The sequence below is a fragment of the Nocardioides daejeonensis genome, from assembly GCF_003194585.1.
Lineage (GTDB): Bacteria > Actinomycetota > Actinomycetes > Propionibacteriales > Nocardioidaceae > Nocardioides > Nocardioides daejeonensis.
Window position 1 is genome coordinate 543,898 of sequence record NZ_QHKZ01000001.1, and the last position, 18,858, is coordinate 562,755.

The window sequence follows — 18,858 nt, forward strand, 5'->3', positions numbered from 1 at the left end:
GCTACTGGCAGGTGGGGCACCAGTAGGTGGCCCGTTCACGACCTGGCGCTCCGAGCATGCCGGTCCGGATCGTCGTGCGGCAGCGCAGGCACGGAGAGCCGGAGCGTCGGTAGACCCAGAGCCGCTTGCCGGGGGCGAGGTTGCCGGTGGTGCTCTGGATCGCTCGCCCGACGTTGGCTGTGAGCACCGCACGGGCGCGATCGAGGACTCGTGGCAGGCGCTCGACCTCGCCTACGGGGGTGTGTGGGTCGGTGCCACAGAGGAAGAGCACCTCGGCTTGGTACATGTTCCCGATGCCGGCCAGGTTGCGTTGGTCGAGCAGCGCCTCGCCGACGGGAACCCCGGGGGCGGCCCGGAGCCGGTCGAGCGCTACCTCCGGATCCCAGTCGGGGCCGAGCAGGTCCGGGCCGAGATGACCGACCGCCTCCGCCTCGGCGTCGCGGCGGAGCAGCTCGACGACGCCGAGAGCGAACCCCACGGCCTGCCACTCCGTGGTCTCGAGCACCACCCGCGCCTCGTGCGTGGGGCGCTCCCAGGACGTGCCGGGCCGATAGAGGTGCCAGGACCCCTCCATCTTGAGATGGGTGTGCAAGGTCAGGTCGTCGCCGATCCGCAGCAGCAGGTGCTTGCCTCGCGCGGTGGAGTCGCCGATCGCCCGACCGCGCAGATCCACCGTGGCGAGCTGGGGCACCCGGAAGTCGCACGCGGTCAGCACGCTACCGGTGAGCGCTGCCCGGAGCCGGCGCGCGGTGCGGTGGACGGTGTCGCCCTCAGGCACGGATCCGCAGTCCCTTCGTGGTGGCGACGAACCCCGCAGCCAGCAGCGCCTCGCGGAGCGGGTCGTCGCCCCGACCGAGCAGCTGGGAGCCGTCTGCCTTCTCCACGGTGAGCCTGCCGAGAGCGCCCGCCCGCACGGCATCCGCCAACGAGGCGGCAGCCGGTGTCAACACGTCGGGTGCGGTGGTGAAGGTCAGGAGGGTCCGGCCGCCGCGCTCGACGTAGAGGGCAACCTGACCGTCGACCAAGACCACCAGGGCACCTGCCTTGCGCCCCGGTCGGTGCCCCGCATCCTCACGTTCCGGCCAGGGGAGAGCGGCGCCGTACGGATTGGCGGGGTCGGTCGCCGCGAGCGTGACCGCGGTCGGCTCCTCCGGCAGCAGCTGGTAGGAGCGCAGCCGGTCGACCGCGCCACTGGTGCCGAACTGCGCCGCGCCGAGCCCCGCGACGAAGTACCCGCGTCGACAGCGTCCCGCCTCCTCCCAGGCGGAGAGCACCTTGTAGACGGCCTGGAAGCCGCCGGGGGAGCGTTCACTGGCAACCGCGCCGCGGGTCACGACGCCATGTCGTTCCAGCAGCGCCTCGACGCGGGCGTGGGCTCGGCGGGTCGGATCGGTATCGAGCTCGGGCAGCAGGGACCACCGACCGGCGGTGCCCGGCGGCCCACCGCGCACGGGTACGGCGGCACGCGAGCCGACCCGCGCCCGCGGCGGTCGCCGACGACTCCGGTGGCTGGTCGCTCCGGTGCCGGCCAACGAGCGCAGCGGAGCGAGCGTGTCGTTGCCGACGTGGCCGCTCCAGACCAGCTGCCAGAGCGCGGTGGCGAGCTCGGCGTCGGTGACGGACTCGCCCGCCAGCCCGCGCACCTGCTCACTGAGCTGGCGGAAGAACCAGGCGCCGCCGGGTGCGAGGGCGGCCAGGATGTGCTCGGCCAACGGTGGGAGATCACCGGTCTCCGGCTCCGGGAGGGTCAGCGGAGCCTGGTCCGCGAGATGCAGGGAGATCCAACCGTCGTTGCCGGGGAGCTGACCGTGGCCGGCCCACAGCACCTCGCCGCCGGCGGTCAGCTCGTCGAGCAGGGCGGGCTCGTAGCCCGGCACGCGCGCCGCGAGCACCAACGGTTCCAGCGCCGACGCGGGGAGGGGACAGCCGGCGAGCTGCTCCACGGCAGCCAGCACTCCGTCGACGCCGCGTAGCCGCCCTCGTCCGGTGCGGCTCCCGGCGGAGACCTGCTGCCACGCCGGCAGGAACCGGGCCAGCACCTCGGGGTCGACCGGCTCGATCTCGTGGCGCAGCTTGGCGAGCGAGCGTCGGCGCAGGCGACGCAGCACCTCCGCGTCGCACCACTCGTCACCGGTCCCGGCCGGGCGGAACTCGCCCTCCAGCACCCGGCCGCGGGCGACGAGCAGGGCCAACGCATGCCGGACCACCGCCGTACCCAGGCCGAATCGAGTGGCCACCTCCTCGGCGCGGAAGGGGCCGTGGGTGCGGGCGAACCGACCGATGAGATCGCCGAGTGGGTCGTCGACCGGCTCGGCGAAGACCTGGGGGACGCCAGGCGGCACGGGGACGCCGAGGGCGTCCCGCAGCCGGCCGACGTCTTCGACGGCAGCGTGGTGGAGCACACCCGCGATCTGCACGTCGACGACCCGGCGGGCGTCGTGCAGCTCGCCGAGCCACGCCCCCGGCTCCTCGGTGCTCCGCGCAGCTGTCTCCGCCGAAGTCAACGGTCCCAGCAGGCGGAGCAGGTCGGCGATGCCCTCGGCGGACCGGGCCCTGCGGTCCGGGGCCAGGCGCTGAAGCTCCGCCTCGACCTCGACGAGCACGTCGGGGTCGAGGAGCTCGCGCAGCTCGGCGCGGCCCAGCAGCTCCGCGAGCAGGCCCTGATCGAGGCTGAGTGCGGCGGCGCGTCGTTCGGCGATCGGCGAGTCGCCTTCGTAGACGAACTGGGCGACATATCCGAAGAGCAGGCTGCGGGCGAAGGGTGAGGGCTGCTCGGAGACGACCTCGACGATCCTCAGCTCCCGACGGTCGATTCGCCGGAGCAGGTCGACGAGCCCCGGCAGGTCGTAGACGTCCTGCAGCACCTCGCGGACCGCCTCAAGCACGATCGGGAAGGCCGGGTAGCGGGCCGCTACCTCGAGCAGCTGCGCCGAGCGCTGGCGCTGCTGCCACAGCGGGGAGCGGCGGCCGGGGTCGCGCCGCGGTAGCAGGAGCGCACGGGCGGCGCACTCGCGGAACCGGCTCGCGAAGAGGGCCGAACCGCCGACCTCCGTCGTCACCAGCTGTTCGATCTCGTCGGGCTCGAAGGCGACGATGTCGGCGCCCGGCGGCTCGTCGTCGGTGTCGGGCACGCGAAGCACGATGCCGTCGTCGGAGGCCACCGCCGAGGCATCGACTCCGTAGCGCTCCCGCAGGCGGGCGTTGATCGCGAGCGCCCAGGGTGCGTGCACCGGCGTGCCGTAGGGCGAGTGCACCACCAGCCGCCAGTCGCCGAGCTCGTCGCGGAACCGTTCCACCACGATGGTCCGGTCGCTGGGGAGGACGCCGCTCGCCTCGCGTTGCTCGGCCAGGTAGCCGAGTAGGTTGTCGGTCGCCCAAGGGTCGAGGCCCGCCTCGGCCAGCCGCTCCCGGGCGGCGTCTCGGGGTGTCGCTTCCAGCTCGCGGATCAGACCGCCGATCGCGGCACCGAGCTCTGCCGGGCGCCCCAGGGTGTCGCCCTTCCAGAACGGCAACCGACCGGGCACGCCGGGCGCCGGAGTCACCAGGACCTGGTCGTGGGTGATGTCTTCGATCCGCCAGCTGGTCGCGCCGAGCGCGAAGACGTCGCCGACTCGGGACTCGTAGACCATCTCCTCGTCGAGCTCACCCACGCGGCGTCCGGCGCCTTCACCCACCAGGAAGACCCCGAAGAGGCCGCGATCCGGGATCGTGCCGCCGCTGGTCACCGCGAGACGTTGCGCGCCGGGACGACCGGAGAGGTCGCCGGTCACACGGTCCCAGACGACCCGGGGCCGCAGCTCGGCGAACTCGTCGCTCGGATAGCGGCCACTCAGCAGGTCGAGCGTGGCCTCGTAGGCGGAGCGAGGCAGTGTCGCGAAGGGGGCGGTGCGGCGTACCAGGGTGAAGAGCTCGTCGACGTGCCAGGTGTCGACGGCGGTGGCTGCGACGATCTGCTGGGCGAGGACGTCGAGTGGATTGGCCGGCACTCGCATCGACTCGATCGCTCCGGCCCGCATGCGTTCCACCGCGACCGCTGTCTGAGCGAGGTCGCTGCGGTGTTTGGGGAAGAGCACACCCCGTGACACCTCGCCGACCTGGTGCCCGGCCCGCCCGACGCGCTGCAGGGCACTCGCCACGCTCGGCGGCGACTCGATCTGCACCACCAGGTCGACGGCACCCATGTCGATGCCGAGCTCCAGGCTGCTGGTCGCCACGACGCAGGGCAGCCGCCCGGACTTCAGCTCGTCCTCGATCAGCGCGCGCTGGTCCTTGCTCACCGATCCGTGGTGGGCGCGTGCGATCACCGGGCCCGCCTCGGGGGGCCGCGCCGCTCCGGACTGTGCCATCACCTGCGCGGGCACGCCGTCCGGCAGCCCCACGCCGGCGCGGGTGGCCGCGATCTCGTTGAGCCGCGCGGTGAGCCGCTCTGCCAGGCGCCGCGAGTTGGCGAAGACGATGGTGGATCGGTGGTGCGAGACGAGGTCGGCGACATGCTCCTCGACGTGGGGCCAGATCGAGGCACGCTGGGCACCACCTGCCGTGGGTCCCTCCGGGATCTCGTCGACGAGCTCGCCGAGAGCCGACATGTCCTCCACCGGTACGACGACGCGCAGGTCCCAGCGCTTCTCCGAGGGTGGTGCCACGATGGTCACCGGCTGGTCGCCGCCGAGGAACCGCGCCACCTCCTCGAGCGGGCGGACCGTCGCTGAGAGCCCGATCCGCTGGGCGGGCCGGGGGAGCAGGGCGTCGAGCCGGGCCAGGGAGAGGGCAAGATGCGCGCCTCGCTTGGTGCCGGCCACTGCATGCACCTCATCGAGGATCACCGTCTCCACCCCGCGCAGGGTCTCGCGAGCCTGCGAGGTCAGCATCAGGAAGAGCGACTCAGGCGTGGTGATCAAGATGTCGGGGGGTGCGGTGCCCAGTCGGCGTCGATCGGCCGCGGTGGTGTCGCCCGAGCGGACTCCCACCCGCACCTCGTGGTGCTCGATCCCGAGTCGTTCCGCCGCATGGGTGATGCCGACGAGCGGAGCCCGCAGGTTGCGCTCGACGTCGACGGCGAGCGCTTTGAGGGGAGAGATGTAGAGGACCCGGCAGCGTGCCTTCCTGTCCTCCGGAGGCGGCGTGCTGGTGAGCCGGTCGACCGACCACAAGAACGCCGAGAGCGTCTTGCCGGAGCCCGTGGGGGCTACGACCAGTGCGTGCTGGGCAGCCCGGATCGCCTCCCAAGCGCCGGTCTGGGCAGGCGTGGGCGCGGGGAAGGACGATGCGAACCAAGCTCGAGTGGCTGGGCTGAAGCCGGTCAACGCGTCGTCCACGAGCCCATCCTCCCCGATACGCCCGACACAACCCCAGCTCGCCGACCGGGGCGGCGGTCAGCCGAGGAGCAGGTGCCGTGGGGCGCCGAGGGAGGCGCGGCGCCGCCGGCCAGCTGTGGTCACTGCCAGACGCGGACGTAGTCGACGTACATGGAGGCGGGCAGCGGGGTAGCAGCGGTGGGGGCGTTGCGCTTGGCGCCGATCAGCTGGGTGAGGGCGACGATGTAGCGCTTGCGGAAGGCGGAGTCACCGCCGTTGTTCACCAGGCACGAGGTGCCGTTCACGAAGATCTCCATCCGGCCCGGCGCCCACTCCAGGGCGAAGGTGTTCCACACGCCGCGCTGCGCGGCGCACTGCGCCGTGGTGACGCCCTGGATGCCGCCGAGGAGGTTGGAGCTCGAGTGCAGGAACGGGATCGCCATCTCCGGATAGCGCGAGTAGGTCTCCGCAATGTCGATCTCGCCGCTCACCGGCCAGACGCTGGTGTTGCTGTAGCGCGCGTCGGGCCACAACCAGAAGGACTCCTGGAGGCCGGGCTGGTCGGTCGCGGTGTTGAGGATCCGCGCCTCGAACCGACCGTACTGCTGCGAGAAGAGGCCGTAGGTGGAGAGCGACCCCGCACGGTACGGCGTCTGCTGGGCGCGTGGGTGGCTGGCGCACGGCGACGGCTGGGCATCGCGGACCAGGCGCAGGGTCAGCACGCCGTCAGCCACTCCGATCACATCGGGCGAGTCGACGTAGCAGGCCCAGGCGGCGGGGCCGCCGCTCGTGAACCCCTGCGTCTGCGGCATCCACTTCGTGCGGTCCAGACCCGTGCCGTTGAAGTCGTCGGCGAAGGTGCACTCCCACGGCGCACCGTCGCTGCGGAGCAGAGTCGGGCCGCAGTTCGGAGCGGCTGGCTCGGCTTGGGCGGTGAGACCGCCAGGGCCGAGCGGTGCCAGCAGCAGGCAGGCCAGGGCGAGCAGGAGGAGCAGCACACACTTCTTGAGCACGCGGGGTCCTTCGCACGAGGTTCGGGCCGACAGCGGTCGGCCGCGTGCGCGGACGACTCATCGACAGGTCAACGACCTCCGGTGAGAAGAGTTACCGTCGAGTTCGCCCGCTGGGAGACGGGCGGTCACCGCGCTGCGACCCACCGGGGCAGAGCGCCCAATGCCGCCGCGGCGACCAGGAGCACGGCACCTCCCGCAACCCAGCCCGCCGTACGCCCGAGGACCACGTCGAAGACGAATGCCGCCACTCCGGCGATGAGCAGTCCGACGAGTGCCGTCACGGTTCTGGCGAGCAGGTGCCCGACGACGACCGTCTCCTGCTTGCGTCGCCGCCGGAACATCTCTCGATGGACGGCGATCGGAGCGAGCAGGGCGACGGTCGTCACCGCAGCCAGGAGGACGAGGCCGAGATACCACGTCTCCTGGTAGGGGTCGAGGTCGCCGAAGCGACTCTGGAACGGCAGCGTGAGAAGGAAGCCGCCGAGGATCTGCACCCCGGTCTGCAGCACCCGGAACTCCTGAAGCAGCTCGTTCCAGTTGCGATCGGAGCGCGCGGCCGGCGACTCGTTCCGGCCGTCGTCCGACTCATCCAGCGGCCTGGGCGGCATCGGACTCCGACGTCGCTCCCTCCGTGCGCAGCCGCCCGCCCTGGTCCTCCAGGTGGGCACGGACGAACCAGTGGAAGAGCTCCAGCTTGTCGGCCTGACCGATCAACATGTCCTGCGTGACCAGGTCGAGTTCGTCGAGCTCCTTGATCGCGGCGCGGTGCGAGCTGATCAAGCCCTGGTAGACGATGTCGAGGGCGGCGAGGTGCTCCTGCGTCGGCGCACGTCCGATGGCGTAGTCGTCCCAGGTGCGCTCGGCGACCAAGGTGCCCGGCGTACCGAGTGGTGCGCCGCCCAGGGTGGCGATCCGCTCCGCCGTGGCGTCAGCCATCGCGCGGACCTCGTCGACCTGCGGGTCGATCATCTCGTGGACAGCGATGAAGTGCGGACCGACGACGTTCCAGTGCACATGCTTGAGCGTGAGCTGGAGGTCGTTGAGAGCGTGCAGGCGAGACTGCAGCAGCTCGATGATCGTCGCGGCGGCGGACTCGTCGAGCCCCGGAACGGTGTAGTGCAGAGTCTTCTTGGCCATGCGGCTGCGGTACCCCGGGCCGGCTCGATTCATACCCGCCCGGCACCCGGCAGCCGGGCAGTGGTCGGGCGTTGGCTCACGCACGTAGCGTCAACGCCATGACCTCCGAGAGTGCCTATTTCGCCCGGCTCAGCCAGGAGCTGATGACCCACCACGACGAGCAGAAGACCCTCGAGCTGATCTGCCGGCGCGTCCTCGACGTGGTGGGAGGTGCACGCTGGGCCTCTCTGACCGTACGTCGTCGCCGCGGCCGCCTGACGACCCTCGCCAGTACCGATCCCCTGGCGGCGCAGGCGGATGCGCTCCAGCACGAGCTGGGGGAGGGGCCCTGCCTCGACTCGGCGATCAACGACCGTGCCCATCTGGTGAAGTCGACGGCCAACGACGCGCGGTGGCCGAGCTGGGGCCCGCGCGCCGCGGAGCTCGGCATCGCCTCGATGCTCAGCCTCCAGCTCTCCTCGGACGCCCTGGACACCGCCCAGGACCCGCTCGGCGCGATCAACGTCTTCGCCGCGACCGAGGACGCCTTCGACGACGTCATGGTCGACCGTGCTCTCGTCTACGCGGTGCACGCGGCCAACGCCCTCTCCTCGGCTCGGCTGGTGACCACGCTCAGCGAGGCCGTCTCTGCGCGGCACCAGGTCGGCATTGCCCAAGGGCTGCTGATGGCAGCTCACGACATCGATGCGGATCGCGCTTTCACCCGGCTGCAGGAGTACTCCAGTCACCGCAATCTCAAACTCCGCGAGGTGGCCCGGGAGGTGGTGGAGACAGGAGATCTGCCAGAACGGGAATGACTCCTCCGTACGGGGGTACCGAGGTCTCCAGCTCTCACCGAATTCCTCACGAAGGAGGTCAGCAGATGCCGGAACGCAAGCCCGGGCCCAGCGTCAAGGACCCAGAGCTCTACGAGAAGCTGCGTGACGAGGGGAACAGCAAGGAGAAGTCCGCCCGCATCGCCAACGAGGCCGCCGCGAGCTCACGCTCGGAGGTCGGTCGCAAGGGTGGTGAGTCCGGAAACTACGAGGACTGGACGGTGGACGAGCTGCACGAGCGAGCTCGTGAGCTGGAGATCGAGGGACGTTCGTCGATGAACAAGGGTGAGCTCATCGACGCGTTGCGCGATCACTGATCTGTCGACCGGCGGGGCTGGCCTCCACGCGGTTGGTTGGCTACGGTCGAAGAGAAGACCGAGGCGTCGACCACGCCTCGCGACATCAACTCGCTGAAGACAACGGCGGGCCACGCAAGATCCACTCGGGAGACTTTCATGGCACGCAACATTCGAGAGAACAGATTTGACGATCTGCCGCGGCAGGAACGCCGGCGGCTGACTGCGACGCTGCTCAAGGAGGCGGCGGCCACGGACGACCCGGACACGCGCAAGGAGCTGCTCGACCGGGTCGTGTTGGCGAACCTCGGGGTCGCGCGGAGCATCGCTGCGCGCTATCGCTCACGGGGCATCCCCACGGAAGACCTGGAGCAGGTCGCGAGCGCCGCCCTGGTCCGCGCGTCCCAGCACTTCGACGCCGGACGCGAGCGCGACTTCCTCTCCTATGCGGTACCCAGCATCCGCGGAGAGCTGCGGCGCTACTTCCGCGACCACGGCTGGACGGTCCGCCCGCCTCGACGGGTCCAGGAGATCCAGTCGCGGGTGGTGGAGGTCCGCGAGCAGCTGCGTGCTGCGGACGGACGGAATCCCACGGACGAGCGCATCGCCGAGGAGCTCGAGGTACCGGCCGAAGAGGTCACCGAGGCACTGCGTGCCGAGGGGTGCTTCACGCCCGCCTCCCTCGACATGCCTGTCGGCGCGGAGGGCTCGGCGAGCCTTGCCGAGATGCTTGCTGCCGACGACGAGGATCGTGACACCGCTGCCGCCGAGGCGCGGGTGCTGTTGCGCCCGGTCGTGCGACAGCTCCGGCCGCGCGACCAGCGTCTGCTACGGATGCGTTTCGTCGAGGAGCGCACTCAGCAGGAGATCGCTGACGAGTTCGGAGTCACCCAGACGCAGGTTTCTCGTCTGCTCTCTCGGGTACTGCGGGAATTGCGAGAGTCGATCGGAGAACTCGCTCCGGCCGGCTGACGGCAAAGGACCGACCTGCACGCGAGTCGGTGGAAGGGGAGGACGATGCCGACCACACCGACCGACGTGCAGGTTCCCTCGCGGCTCCCGGTCGTCCCGGGCGTGGTGCTGCACGGCAGCTACCTGCTCACCGACCGGGAGCCGATCAACCGGGGCGACACCCTCGACGCGGTGGTGCTGCCCGACCACCGGCTGGCGTTGCTCGTGGCCGACGTCGTCGGGCACGGCTTCGCCGCCTCGATGGCGGCGACCCAGGTGCGGACCGTGCTCCGGGAACGCCTGCTCGCCGGTGCCGGGCTGCTCGGCGCCGTCGCGGCGCTCGACGGCTACCTGCGCCACATGCCCGACGGATGCGCGGTCACGCTGTGTGCGGCGGTGCTCGACCCGGTCACGGGTGATCTGGAGTTCGTCGCCGTCGGTCACCACGGCCCGGTCGTCCTCTCCCGGGACGGCGGACTGTGGCGGGCGCGTACGACGCCGACGGCACCGTTGGGGGTGGGGGAGCCCCCGCGTCCCGAGGTCGGTCTCGTGCGGCTGGCCGCCGACGAGCTGCTTCTCCTCTACACCGACGGGCTTCCACCTGGCGAGGTCGACCCTGGGGTGGTTGCTGCTCAGGTGGTCAGGCACGGCAGCGTCGCAGGCCGGGGCGACCCGGCGTCTCAGCTGGACAGCCTCTGCACGCAGGTCCTCCAGGAGATGATGCCCCCGGGTGGTGCGGCCGACGACGCGGTGCTGCTCGCGGCCTGCCGGATGCCGGAGCCCGAGGCGCTGACGACGAACCTCCCGGCTCGGCACAGCAGCGTCGCGAGCGCGCGGCAGGCGCTCGACCACTGGCTGGACGAGGTCGGTGCCGGGCTCCTCGACCACACCGGTCTGGTGCAGGCGGTGGACGAGGTCACCACCAACGTGGTCGACCACGCCTACGGCGCCCGCTCCGGCGACGGGGGCCTCGAGCTCGCCGCACGTCTGGACCGCACCGGGCAGGCGGTCGTCACGGTGACCGACCACGGCCTCTGGCCGGCCGACGCGCCGCTGGGCTTCGGCCTGATGATGGCGGCGGGCCTGGCCGACGGCTTCCTCGTCAACCGCGGGCGCGACGGCACCACCGTCGAGCTCCGCCATGAGCTCGCGCGTCCGGTCGGCATCCTGCAGGCGATCCCGGAGCAGGCGAGGCCGGTGCCCCTTCCCGACTGGGACCAGGAGCTCGAGCTGGAGACCCGGCCGGGCCGCGTGATCGTGCGCGGTGCCGTCGACGATCTCTCCGTCGACATCTTCCATGCCGCCCTCCACGAGGCGAGCGAAGCAGGCAACCGCCCGCTCACGGTCGACCTGCGGGAGGTAACCCGGCTGGCGAGTCCCGGTGTGCAGAGTCTCCATGAGTTCCGTCAACGCGCACGAGCGGCCGGGGAGGAGCTCGTGGTGCTCGCCGACGCCGCGTCCGGGGTCGCCCGGGTCCTCGCGATCACCGCCGTCCCCTACGTCGAGGCCTGAACGCCTGCGCGAGTACGGCGCCCACCCCGACGGAGCCTGCGGGGGGAACCTCTACGCTCAGGCCCGTGCCCCTGCTGCGAACCCTGCTGAGCCCCGTCCTGCACGCCGCCCTGCGCGGGGTCGAGTGGATCGGTGAGATCACCCCAGGCACCCGGATCGCCGCGCGCTTCGGCAGCTTCGGTGAGGCGAGCTGCATCGGGTTTCCACAGGCCACTCTCCTGGGAGAGCACGCCATCCACATCGGCCGGGAGACGCTGATCGGGAGGCAGGTGACGCTCACCGTCGGCTACGGGGTGGCGGATCCGCACGTACCCGACCGAGGCCTGGTGATCGGTGACCGCTGCGTGATCGGCGCCCGTTGCACGGTGACCGCCCATGAGTCGATCGAGATCGGCGACGACGTCTGGTTCGGCCAGGGCGTCTTCGTCTCCGACGCCAGTCACGGCTACCAGGATCCGGAGGTGCCGGTCGGTCGCCAGCTCGGCAAGCACCAACCGGTCAGCATCGGCGCCGGGACCTGGATCGGCCACGGCGCAATGGTCCTGCCGGGCACGCGGATAGGCCGGAACGTCGTCGTCGGGGCCGGATCGGTCGTGCGTGGCGAGATCCCCGACCACGCTGTCGTCGCGGGCATCCCCGCCCGCTTGGTGCGCCGCCTCGAGCCCGGCGTCGGTTGGGTCGGGCAGCGGGGCGACGACGTACGCCCGATCGTGACGGCGAACGACCTTGACCGGCTCATGCAGGGTTAGGTCACGACCTCGTGCGTGAGCACCCACTGATAGGGAAGATGACGTGAGCAAGTCCAAGAAGCGACAGCATCAGCAGGTCCAGCAGCGACGTGCGACCACCCGGCCGACCGTCGTCACCCCTGCCGAGGCGAAGGTCGTGCGCGACAGGCAGCGCGCCCAGCGGCAGCGGTTCGCCGTCGCCAAGCGGATGAGTCTGATCGTGCTCGCCCTGCTGGTGGTGACCGGCATCGGCTACCTGGTCATGCAGAAGATCACGCCGGACGTCGACGCACCCGAGATCGGCGCGGTGGCCGAGGAGCTGGTCCTGGGGGAGGAGGGCGCTCCCCACGACGTGATCATCTACGAGGACTTCCGGTGCCCGGTCTGCGGCGTGCTGGAGCGGAAGCTCGGCGACGAGCTCGCCTCTCTCGCTGCGGAGGGCAAGGTGCGCGTGGCCTACCGTCCCTTCGACCTGCTCGGCGGCTGGTCCGTCGACGCTGCCGCGACCTTTGCGGTGGTACTCGAGGAGGCCGGCCCGGAGACGGCGGCGAAGTTCCATCAGATCCTCTACGCGCAGCAGCCCGAGGAGCGTGCGGACAACCCTGGCCGCGAGTGGTTCGTGGCGCGCGCGGTCGAGGCCGGTGCGGACGCCGACGCCGTGCGCGCGGGGCTCGAGACCGGTTCCGGAAAGGAGTGGGTCGCGCGTGCCACCGATGCGGCCGAGGAAGCCGAGGTGCGTGGCACCCCCACCGTGCTGCTGGACGGTGAGGTCTTCGAGGAGGACCGAGCGCCCGCGGACCGCGCCGAGCGGCTGCTGCGCGCACTGCGATGAGCACGACGGCTGCGCCGGTGCTGCGCGTGCAGGGGCTCGTCAAGGCGTTCGGCGATCACCGCGTGCTCGATGGCCTCGAGCTGGAGGTGCCGGCCGGAGTCGCCACGGTGCTGGTGGGTCCCAACGGCTCAGGCAAGTCCACCGCACTGAAGTGCATCACCGGCGCCGATCAGCCCGACGAGGGTCGTATCGAGGTGCTGGGGGAGGAGCTCGACGAGCGCTCGGCGACGATCCGCGCAGCGATGGCGGTGGTCATGGACGACCTCGACTTCTTCCCGGACCTCACCGTCGTCGAGCACCTTGATCTCTTCGCCCGTGCGCACCGGGTGCCCGACCCCGACGCCCACGTCGACGAGGTGCTGCGCGAGGTGGGCCTCAGCGCGCAGTCGGGGCAGTTCCCGGTCTCCCTCTCGTCCGGCCAGCGGCGCCGGCTGGCGTTGGCCAGTGCCTTCGTACGTCCCCGGCGGCTGCTGGTCCTCGACGAGCCCGAGCAGCGTCTCGACACGGAGGGCGTCGAGTGGCTGGTCGAGCGCCTCCGTGCCGAGAAGAGGGCCGGCCTGGCGATCGTGCTGGCGAGCCACTCCCCGGTGCTGGTGGAGGCCGTCGCCGACGAGGTCGTCACCCTGGGGAGGACGACCTGAGCAGCGAGTCCGCCGCCCTGTGGGCGGAGATCCGGCACTGGCGGAGGAGTCGCCGCACCGTCTCCCTCGGCGAGGCGTTGCAGGACGTCTACATCTGGCTCTTGGCCGCCGCGATGCTCGGGTCGATGCTGGTCAGCGTCCTCGTCAACGTGTCGCACCTGAGCGACCAGGCCTGCACGGCCGCGGACTGCGCGGCGGCGCGCGGGATCGCGCCCTGGATCCTGGTCGGTGCAGCACTCGCCGGCGCATGGTCGGTGGCCCGGCTCGTCGGCCCGGTCGCGGTGAGTCCCGGGGTGGCCGGCTGGATGGTGCCGACGCCGTTGGATCGCGGAAGCCTGCTCCGCGCTCGCGTCTGGGGGGCCGGCCTCCTGGCCGCGGTCGTGCTTGCCCCGGTCGCGGCATCGGCAGCGACCCTCTCCGGCTACGGAGTGCGCTCCATGGTCTGGTTCACCCTGGGCGCGGCGGGTGCGGCCGCCTGCGGCGTAGGCGCACTGGTGCATGCGCAGCCTTTCGGCCCGGGTTCGCGACACCCGGCGGTGCTGCTCGGCCCGCTCAGCCTGGCGGCGGTGGCCGTCGGCCTCACGGCGATCGCGACCTCGACGGCTCCGACACTCGACGGCGCCGGCGGGTACGCCGCCTGGGCGACGGGAGCACTGTGGATCGGGGCTCTGGCTCTTGCGTTGCGGGCACGGCCCCTGACCGCGCGTCTGCGTCGTGCCGATGTCGCACCGGGCGGAGCGCTGATGCCGGGCGTGGGCGGCGCCCTCGCCGCCCTGGACCTCGCCCTCATGTTCGACGTGCTGGTCGCGCACGGCACCAGGCGGAGAGGTGCGGCCCGTCCGGTGCGCGGCGGCCCCGCCGGCCTGGCGGCGCTGGTCTGGCGCGACGTCGTACGCCTGCGCCGCTCACCCGGTCGGCTGCTCCTGCTGGTCGGTTCCCTCCTGGTGCCGTACGCCGTCGCCGCGGTCGGCGGCGGGATCGTCGTGGTGGTCGTGGAGGTGCTGGTCTGCTTCGGCCTCGTCCTGCCGTTGTTGGTGTCGCTGCGGGTGCTGACCCGATCCCAGGGGATGGTGCGGATCTTCCCGACGCCGCTCGCACCGACGCGCGCGGCGGCGCTCGTCGTGCCGGGAGTCCTGCTGATCGGCCACGGCCTGGCCAGTGCCGGTGCGCTGCACCTGACGACGGGCTGGACCGCCGCCGGGGTGGTGCCGCTGGGGCTGGCAGCCGGGCTTGCCGGACTGGCTGCCGGAACACGGTGGGTGACCGGACGGCCACCGGACTACGGCCGCCCCCTGGTGTCGAGCCCCGCCGGTGGCGTGCCGACGAACCTTTACGGCAGTGTCTTCCGTGGTTTCGACGTCGCGCTGCTCGGCGTGCTCCCGCTGCTGTTCCAGCCGCTGGGCAACGGACCCCTGCTCTCGATGCTGCTCTCCCTCGGTGTCCTCGCCTATCTGTGTGGAAGGAAGTGAGCCTGTGCTCCGCGACGATCTGGGGGTGGAGGTCGACCTGCCCGCCGCGGTCCGCCGGGTGGTCTGCCTGGTGCCCTCGCTAACCGAGGCGATCGCCGCGACGGCGCCGGAGCTGCTGGTCGGTGCCACGCAGTGGTGCAGCCATCCGCCCGACCTGGAGGTCGTCCGGGTGCGCGGCACCAAGAATCCCGACCTGGCCGCGATCCGCGCGCTGGCGCCCGACCTCGTAATCGCCAACGAGGAGGAGAACCGGGAGCTCGACGTACGTCGGCTCCGCGAGTCGGGCGTACCGGTCTGGGTGACGCGCACCGAGTCGGTGCCGCAGGCGATCATGGCGATGGAGAGGCTGCTCGTGGAGGTTCTCGACGTGGGACGCCCGGCCTGGCTCCAGGAGGCAGCGGGGCTGTGGCGGTCGGCGGCACCCGTGCGCGGGAGCGTGGCGGTGGCGATCTGGCGGGACCCCTGGATGGTGGTGGGCCGGGACACCTTCGCCGGCGACCTGCTGCGCCGCCTCGGCTGGCGCAACGTCTTCGTCGGTGCCGAGGATCGCTATCCGCGGGTGGAGCTCGCAGAGATCGGTGCTCTCCGCCCCGACCTCGTGCTTCTGCCCGACGAGCCCTACGTCTTCTCGGCCGACGACGGCCCCGAGGTGTTCGAGGGGATCGAGACCGTCCTGTTGAGCGGTCGGCTACTGACCTGGTACGGCCCTTCGCTGGTCGAGGCGCACGCGGAGTTGTCGAGATTGCTAGGACGTCCTACTATTTACTAGGAAGTCCTACTAACTCCAGGGAGTGGACCGTGACGCAGCTGCACCGGCCGGCCAACGCCGTGCGATTCGTGACCGCATCGAGCCTCTTCGACGGCCATGACGCCTCGATCAACATCATGCGGCGGATCCTGCAGAGCCAGGGCGTCGAGGTGATCCACCTCGGCCACAACCGCTCCGTCCAGGAGGTCGTCGAGGCTGCGGTCGAGGAGGACGTGCAGGGCGTGGCGGTCTCCTCCTACCAGGGCGGCCACGTCGAGTACTTCGAGTACCTCACCCAGTCGCTCGCCGAGCGCGGCGCCGGCCACGTCAAGGTCTACGGTGGCGGGGGCGGTGTGATCGTGCCCGAGGAGATCGCCCGGCTCAAGAGCAGCGGCGTCACCATCTTCTCGCCCGAGGACGGGCAGCGGATGGGTCTCGTGGGGATGATCAACTCGATGGTCCGCGCGTGCGACGTCGATCTCTGGCAGCAGCGTCAGGTCGACGTCGACGCTGTGCTCGCGGGTGACAGGTTCGCCGTCGCTCGCGCGGTGACGGGTGCCGAGAACGCCGAGCTGCCCGACGACTTCCGCGCCGAGCTCCTTGCCGCCGCCGCAGGCCGGCGGGTGCCGGTGCTCGGCATCACCGGCACCGGCGGATCCGGCAAGTCGAGCCTGACCGACGAGCTGGTGCGGCGGTTCCGGGTGGACCAGGCCGACAAGCTCCGGGTCGCGGTCATCGCGGTCGACCCGACCCGCCGCCGGGGTGGTGGCGCGCTGCTGGGCGACCGGATCCGGATGAACTCGCTGGACGGCGTGACGACCACCTTCCGGTCGCTGGCCACGCGCGGTGAGCGGGAGATCCCCGACGGTCTGGCCGACGTCATCGCCGTGATGAAGGCGGCCGGCAACGACCTGGTGATCGTGGAGACCCCAGGCATCGGTCAGGGCGACGCGGGCATCCTGCCTTTCGTCGACCACTCCCTCTACGTGATGACTCCCGAGTTCGGCGCCGCCTCCCAGCTCGAGAAGATCGACATGCTCGACTTCGCCGACACCGTCGCGATCAACAAGTTCGAGCGCCGCGGGGCCGAGGACGCGTTGCGCGACGTCGCCCGGCAGCTGGTCCGCAACCGCGAGGCGTTCGGCCAGAAGCCCGAGGAGATGCCGGTCTTCGGCACCTCTGCCGCGACCTTCAACGACGACGGCGTGACCGCGCTCTACCAGCACCTGCGCGACGCGCTGGCCGAGCACGGCCTGGCTCTCGCCGAGGGCCTGTTGCCGCGGGTCGGCGTACGGCACTCCTCGGGGATCGCCCAGGTGGTGCCCGGCAGCCGCGTCCGGTATCTCTCCGAGATCGCCGAGAGCGTGCGCGGCTACCACGCGCGAACCGAGGAGTACGTCGAGGCGGCCCGGCGGGTGCAGCGATTCGAGGAGGTCGCCGGCGAGCTCGAGCGTGCGAGTGCCGACTCCGGCGCCGTGCCGGCTCTGCTCGACCAGGCTCGGCGGGAGGTGCCGCACGAGATCGCCGACCAGATCGCGGGTTGGCCGGCCGTCGTGGAGTCCTACTCGGGCGACGAGCAGGTGGTCACGGTGAGGGACCGCGAGATCCACACCCGGCTCACGAAGGAGTCGCTGGCGGGCACCAAGGTGCCGCGCGTCTCGTTGCCGCGGTTCGCCGACCACGGTGAGCTGGTGCGCTTCTGGCGCAAGGAGAACCTGCCGGGCTACTTCCCGTTCACCGCCGGGGTCTTCCCCTTCAAGCGCGACGGCGAGGACCCGGCCCGGATGTTCGCGGGCGAGGGCGACCCGGCTCGCACCAACCGTCGCTTCAAGGTGCTCTCCGAGGACAGCGAGGCGACCCGCCTCTCGACGGCCTTCGACTCCGTGACGCTCTACGGCCGCGACCCCGATCCGCGGCCCGACGTCTATGGCAAGGTGGGCACCTCAGGTGTCTCCGTCGCCACGCTCGACGACATGAAGGAGCTCTACGACGGCTTCGACCTGGTGGCGCCGACCACCTCGGTCTCGATGACCATCAACGGCCCGGCGCCGACGGTGCTCGCGTTCTTCCTCAACACGGTGATCGACCAGCAGGTCGACGCGTTCGTGGCCAAGGAGGGGCGCCAGCCCGACGACGGGGAGCGGGCCCAGCTGGCGGCGTACGCCGTCGCCAACGTGCGCGGCACCGTGCAGGCGGACATCCTCAAGGAGGACCAGGGGCAGAACACCTGCCTCTTCTCCACGGAGTTCAGCCTGCGCTGCATGGCTGACATCCAGGAGTGGTTCATCCAGAACCAGGTGCGCAACTTCTACTCGGTCTCCATCTCCGGCTACCACATCGCAGAGGCCGGGGCCAACCCGATCAGCCAGCTCGCGTTCACGCTCGCCAACGGCTTCACCTACGTCGAGGCCTACCTGGCCCGTGGGATGGACATCGACGACTTCGCACCCAACCTCTCCTTCTTCTTCTCCAACGGCATGGACCCGGAGTACTCGGTGATCGGCCGGGTTGCCCGCCGCATCTGGGCGGTGGCGATGAAGGAGAAGTACGGCGCGGGGGAGCGGAGCCAGAAGCTGAAGTACCACGTGCAGACCAGTGGTCGGTCGCTGCACGCCCAGGAGATGGACTTCAACGACATCCGGACCACCCTGCAGGCACTCATCGCGATCTACGACAACGCGAACTCGCTGCACACCAACGCGTATGACGAGGCGGTCACCACGCCCACCGAGGAGTCGGTCCGCCGTGCGCTGGCCATCCAGCTGATCATCAATCGCGAGTGGGGGCTGGCGATGAACGAGAACCCGCTCCAGGGATCGTTCATCATCGACGAGCTGACCGACCTCGTGGAGGCGGCGGTGCTGGCCGAGTTCGACCGGATCAACGAGCGCGGCGGCGTCCTCGGGGCGATGGAGACCGGCTACCAGCGGGGCCGGATCCAAGACGAGTCGATGCTCTACGAGCACCGCAAGCACGACGGCTCGTTGCCGATCATCGGCGTGAACACCTTCCGCAAGCCGCAGTCCGAGGAGGAGCCGCCCACCGTCGAGCTCGCGCGCGCCACCGAGGCGGAGAAGGAGTCCCAGCTCGCCCGGGTCCGCGCGTTCCGCGAGGAGCATCGGTCCGAGGCCGAGCTGGCCCTGGACCGCCTCAAGGAGGCCGCGGTCTCCGGAGAGAACATCTTCGCGGTGCTCATGGACGCCGCTCGGGTCTGCTCGCTTCAGCAGGTCACCGAGGCCTTCTTCGAGGTCGGCGGCCAGTATCGGCGCAACCTCTGAGGTGGGCGCGGAGCGGGAGCCGCGTGGAGCGGTTCTGTAGGCTGAGGGCTCGATCCACGCAGACCCCGAGCAGTTAGGTGCACTCCGAACCCTCATGGACGGTTCTCAAAGTAGCTGGCCCGTTGATCCCGCCGACCGGGGGAG

The 18,858-nt window shown here is 71.0% G+C and carries 15 protein-coding genes; 10 read left to right on the forward strand and 5 right to left on the reverse strand.

The features are described from left to right. Position 1: 1 nt before the first annotated feature. From DNK54_RS02605 to DNK54_RS02625, 5 genes are all read right to left on the reverse strand, one after another. On the reverse strand, positions 2 to 778 hold the full coding sequence (locus tag DNK54_RS02605; protein WP_110205366.1) for an Fpg/Nei family DNA glycosylase: 777 nt from the start codon (positions 776 to 778) through the stop codon (positions 2 to 4). Beyond that, a complete protein-coding gene (locus DNK54_RS02610; RefSeq protein WP_110205367.1) occupies positions 771 to 5,315 on the reverse strand; it encodes an ATP-dependent helicase in 4,545 nt (1,514 codons plus the stop codon). The genes DNK54_RS02605 and DNK54_RS02610 overlap by 8 nt, the downstream gene beginning before the upstream one ends. A 119-nt stretch (positions 5,316 to 5,434) precedes the next feature. After that, a complete protein-coding gene (locus tag DNK54_RS02615; protein WP_110205368.1) occupies positions 5,435 to 6,307 on the reverse strand; it encodes a glycoside hydrolase family 16 protein in 873 nt (290 codons plus the stop codon). Positions 6,308 to 6,432: 125 nt separating this feature from the next. After that, on the reverse strand, positions 6,433 to 6,915 hold the full coding sequence (locus DNK54_RS02620) for a DUF6328 family protein (RefSeq protein ID WP_110205369.1): 483 nt from the start codon (positions 6,913 to 6,915) through the stop codon (positions 6,433 to 6,435). After that, positions 6,893 to 7,444: a Dps family protein gene (locus DNK54_RS02625; protein WP_110205370.1), complete on the reverse strand. Its 552-nt coding sequence runs from the start codon at positions 7,442 to 7,444 to the stop codon at positions 6,893 to 6,895. The genes DNK54_RS02620 and DNK54_RS02625 overlap by 23 nt, the downstream gene beginning before the upstream one ends. A 98-nt stretch (positions 7,445 to 7,542) precedes the next feature. On the opposite strand from DNK54_RS02625, the gene DNK54_RS02630 reads away from it, so the two are divergent. From DNK54_RS02630 to icmF, 10 genes are all read left to right on the forward strand, one after another. Then, a complete protein-coding gene (locus DNK54_RS02630; protein ID WP_110205371.1) occupies positions 7,543 to 8,241 on the forward strand; it encodes a GAF and ANTAR domain-containing protein in 699 nt (232 codons plus the stop codon). A 65-nt stretch (positions 8,242 to 8,306) separates the two neighbouring features. Continuing rightward, positions 8,307 to 8,576 carry a DUF7218 family protein gene (locus DNK54_RS02635; RefSeq protein ID WP_110205372.1) on the forward strand — a complete coding sequence of 90 codons (270 nt, stop codon included), beginning with the start codon at positions 8,307 to 8,309 and terminating at the stop codon, positions 8,574 to 8,576. Between the two features lie 138 nt (positions 8,577 to 8,714). Beyond that, positions 8,715 to 9,527: a sigma-70 family RNA polymerase sigma factor gene (locus DNK54_RS02640; RefSeq protein WP_110205373.1), complete on the forward strand. Its 813-nt coding sequence runs from the start codon at positions 8,715 to 8,717 to the stop codon at positions 9,525 to 9,527. A gap of 45 nt (positions 9,528 to 9,572) precedes the next feature. Next, complete coding sequence (locus DNK54_RS02645) at positions 9,573 to 11,018, forward strand: SpoIIE family protein phosphatase (RefSeq protein WP_110205374.1); 1,446 nt, start codon at positions 9,573 to 9,575, stop codon at positions 11,016 to 11,018. A gap of 65 nt (positions 11,019 to 11,083) precedes the next feature. Next, complete coding sequence (locus tag DNK54_RS02650) at positions 11,084 to 11,767, forward strand: acyltransferase (protein ID WP_239459873.1); 684 nt, start codon at positions 11,084 to 11,086, stop codon at positions 11,765 to 11,767. A gap of 43 nt (positions 11,768 to 11,810) precedes the next feature. Continuing rightward, on the forward strand, positions 11,811 to 12,578 hold the full coding sequence (locus tag DNK54_RS02655; protein ID WP_110205375.1) for a DsbA family protein: 768 nt from the start codon (positions 11,811 to 11,813) through the stop codon (positions 12,576 to 12,578). Further along, complete coding sequence (locus tag DNK54_RS02660) at positions 12,575 to 13,219, forward strand: ABC transporter ATP-binding protein (RefSeq protein ID WP_110205376.1); 645 nt, start codon at positions 12,575 to 12,577, stop codon at positions 13,217 to 13,219. Before DNK54_RS02655 ends, DNK54_RS02660 begins: the two co-directional genes overlap by 4 nt. Positions 13,220 to 13,296: 77 nt before the next feature. Continuing rightward, positions 13,297 to 14,688, forward strand: coding sequence for a DUF6297 family protein (locus DNK54_RS02665; RefSeq protein WP_110205377.1), 1,392 nt, complete (start codon positions 13,297 to 13,299; stop codon positions 14,686 to 14,688). Positions 14,689 to 14,692: 4 nt separating this feature from the next. Continuing rightward, entirely contained in the window at positions 14,693 to 15,457 is a 765-nt protein-coding gene (locus DNK54_RS02670) for a helical backbone metal receptor (protein ID WP_110205378.1), read from the forward strand. Positions 15,458 to 15,486: 29 nt separating this feature from the next. After that, positions 15,487 to 18,714 carry a fused isobutyryl-CoA mutase/GTPase IcmF gene (gene icmF, locus DNK54_RS02675; protein WP_110205379.1) on the forward strand — a complete coding sequence of 1,076 codons (3,228 nt, stop codon included), beginning with the start codon at positions 15,487 to 15,489 and terminating at the stop codon, positions 18,712 to 18,714. The last annotated feature ends 144 nt before the right edge of the window (positions 18,715 to 18,858 follow it).

Coding starts and splice junctions, on each gene's coding strand:
- DNK54_RS02620 (WP_110205369.1), bottom strand. CDS start 6,915: ATGCCGCCCAGGCCGCTGGATGAGTCGGACGACGGCCGGAACGAGTCG.
- DNK54_RS02625 (WP_110205370.1), bottom strand. CDS start 7,444: ATGGCCAAGAAGACTCTGCACTACACCGTTCCGGGGCTCGACGAGTCC.
- DNK54_RS02630 (WP_110205371.1), top strand. CDS start 7,543: ATGACCTCCGAGAGTGCCTATTTCGCCCGGCTCAGCCAGGAGCTGATG.
- DNK54_RS02635 (WP_110205372.1), top strand. CDS start 8,307: ATGCCGGAACGCAAGCCCGGGCCCAGCGTCAAGGACCCAGAGCTCTAC.
- DNK54_RS02640 (WP_110205373.1), top strand. CDS start 8,715: ATGGCACGCAACATTCGAGAGAACAGATTTGACGATCTGCCGCGGCAG.
- DNK54_RS02645 (WP_110205374.1), top strand. CDS start 9,573: ATGCCGACCACACCGACCGACGTGCAGGTTCCCTCGCGGCTCCCGGTC.
- DNK54_RS02660 (WP_110205376.1), top strand. CDS start 12,575: ATGAGCACGACGGCTGCGCCGGTGCTGCGCGTGCAGGGGCTCGTCAAG.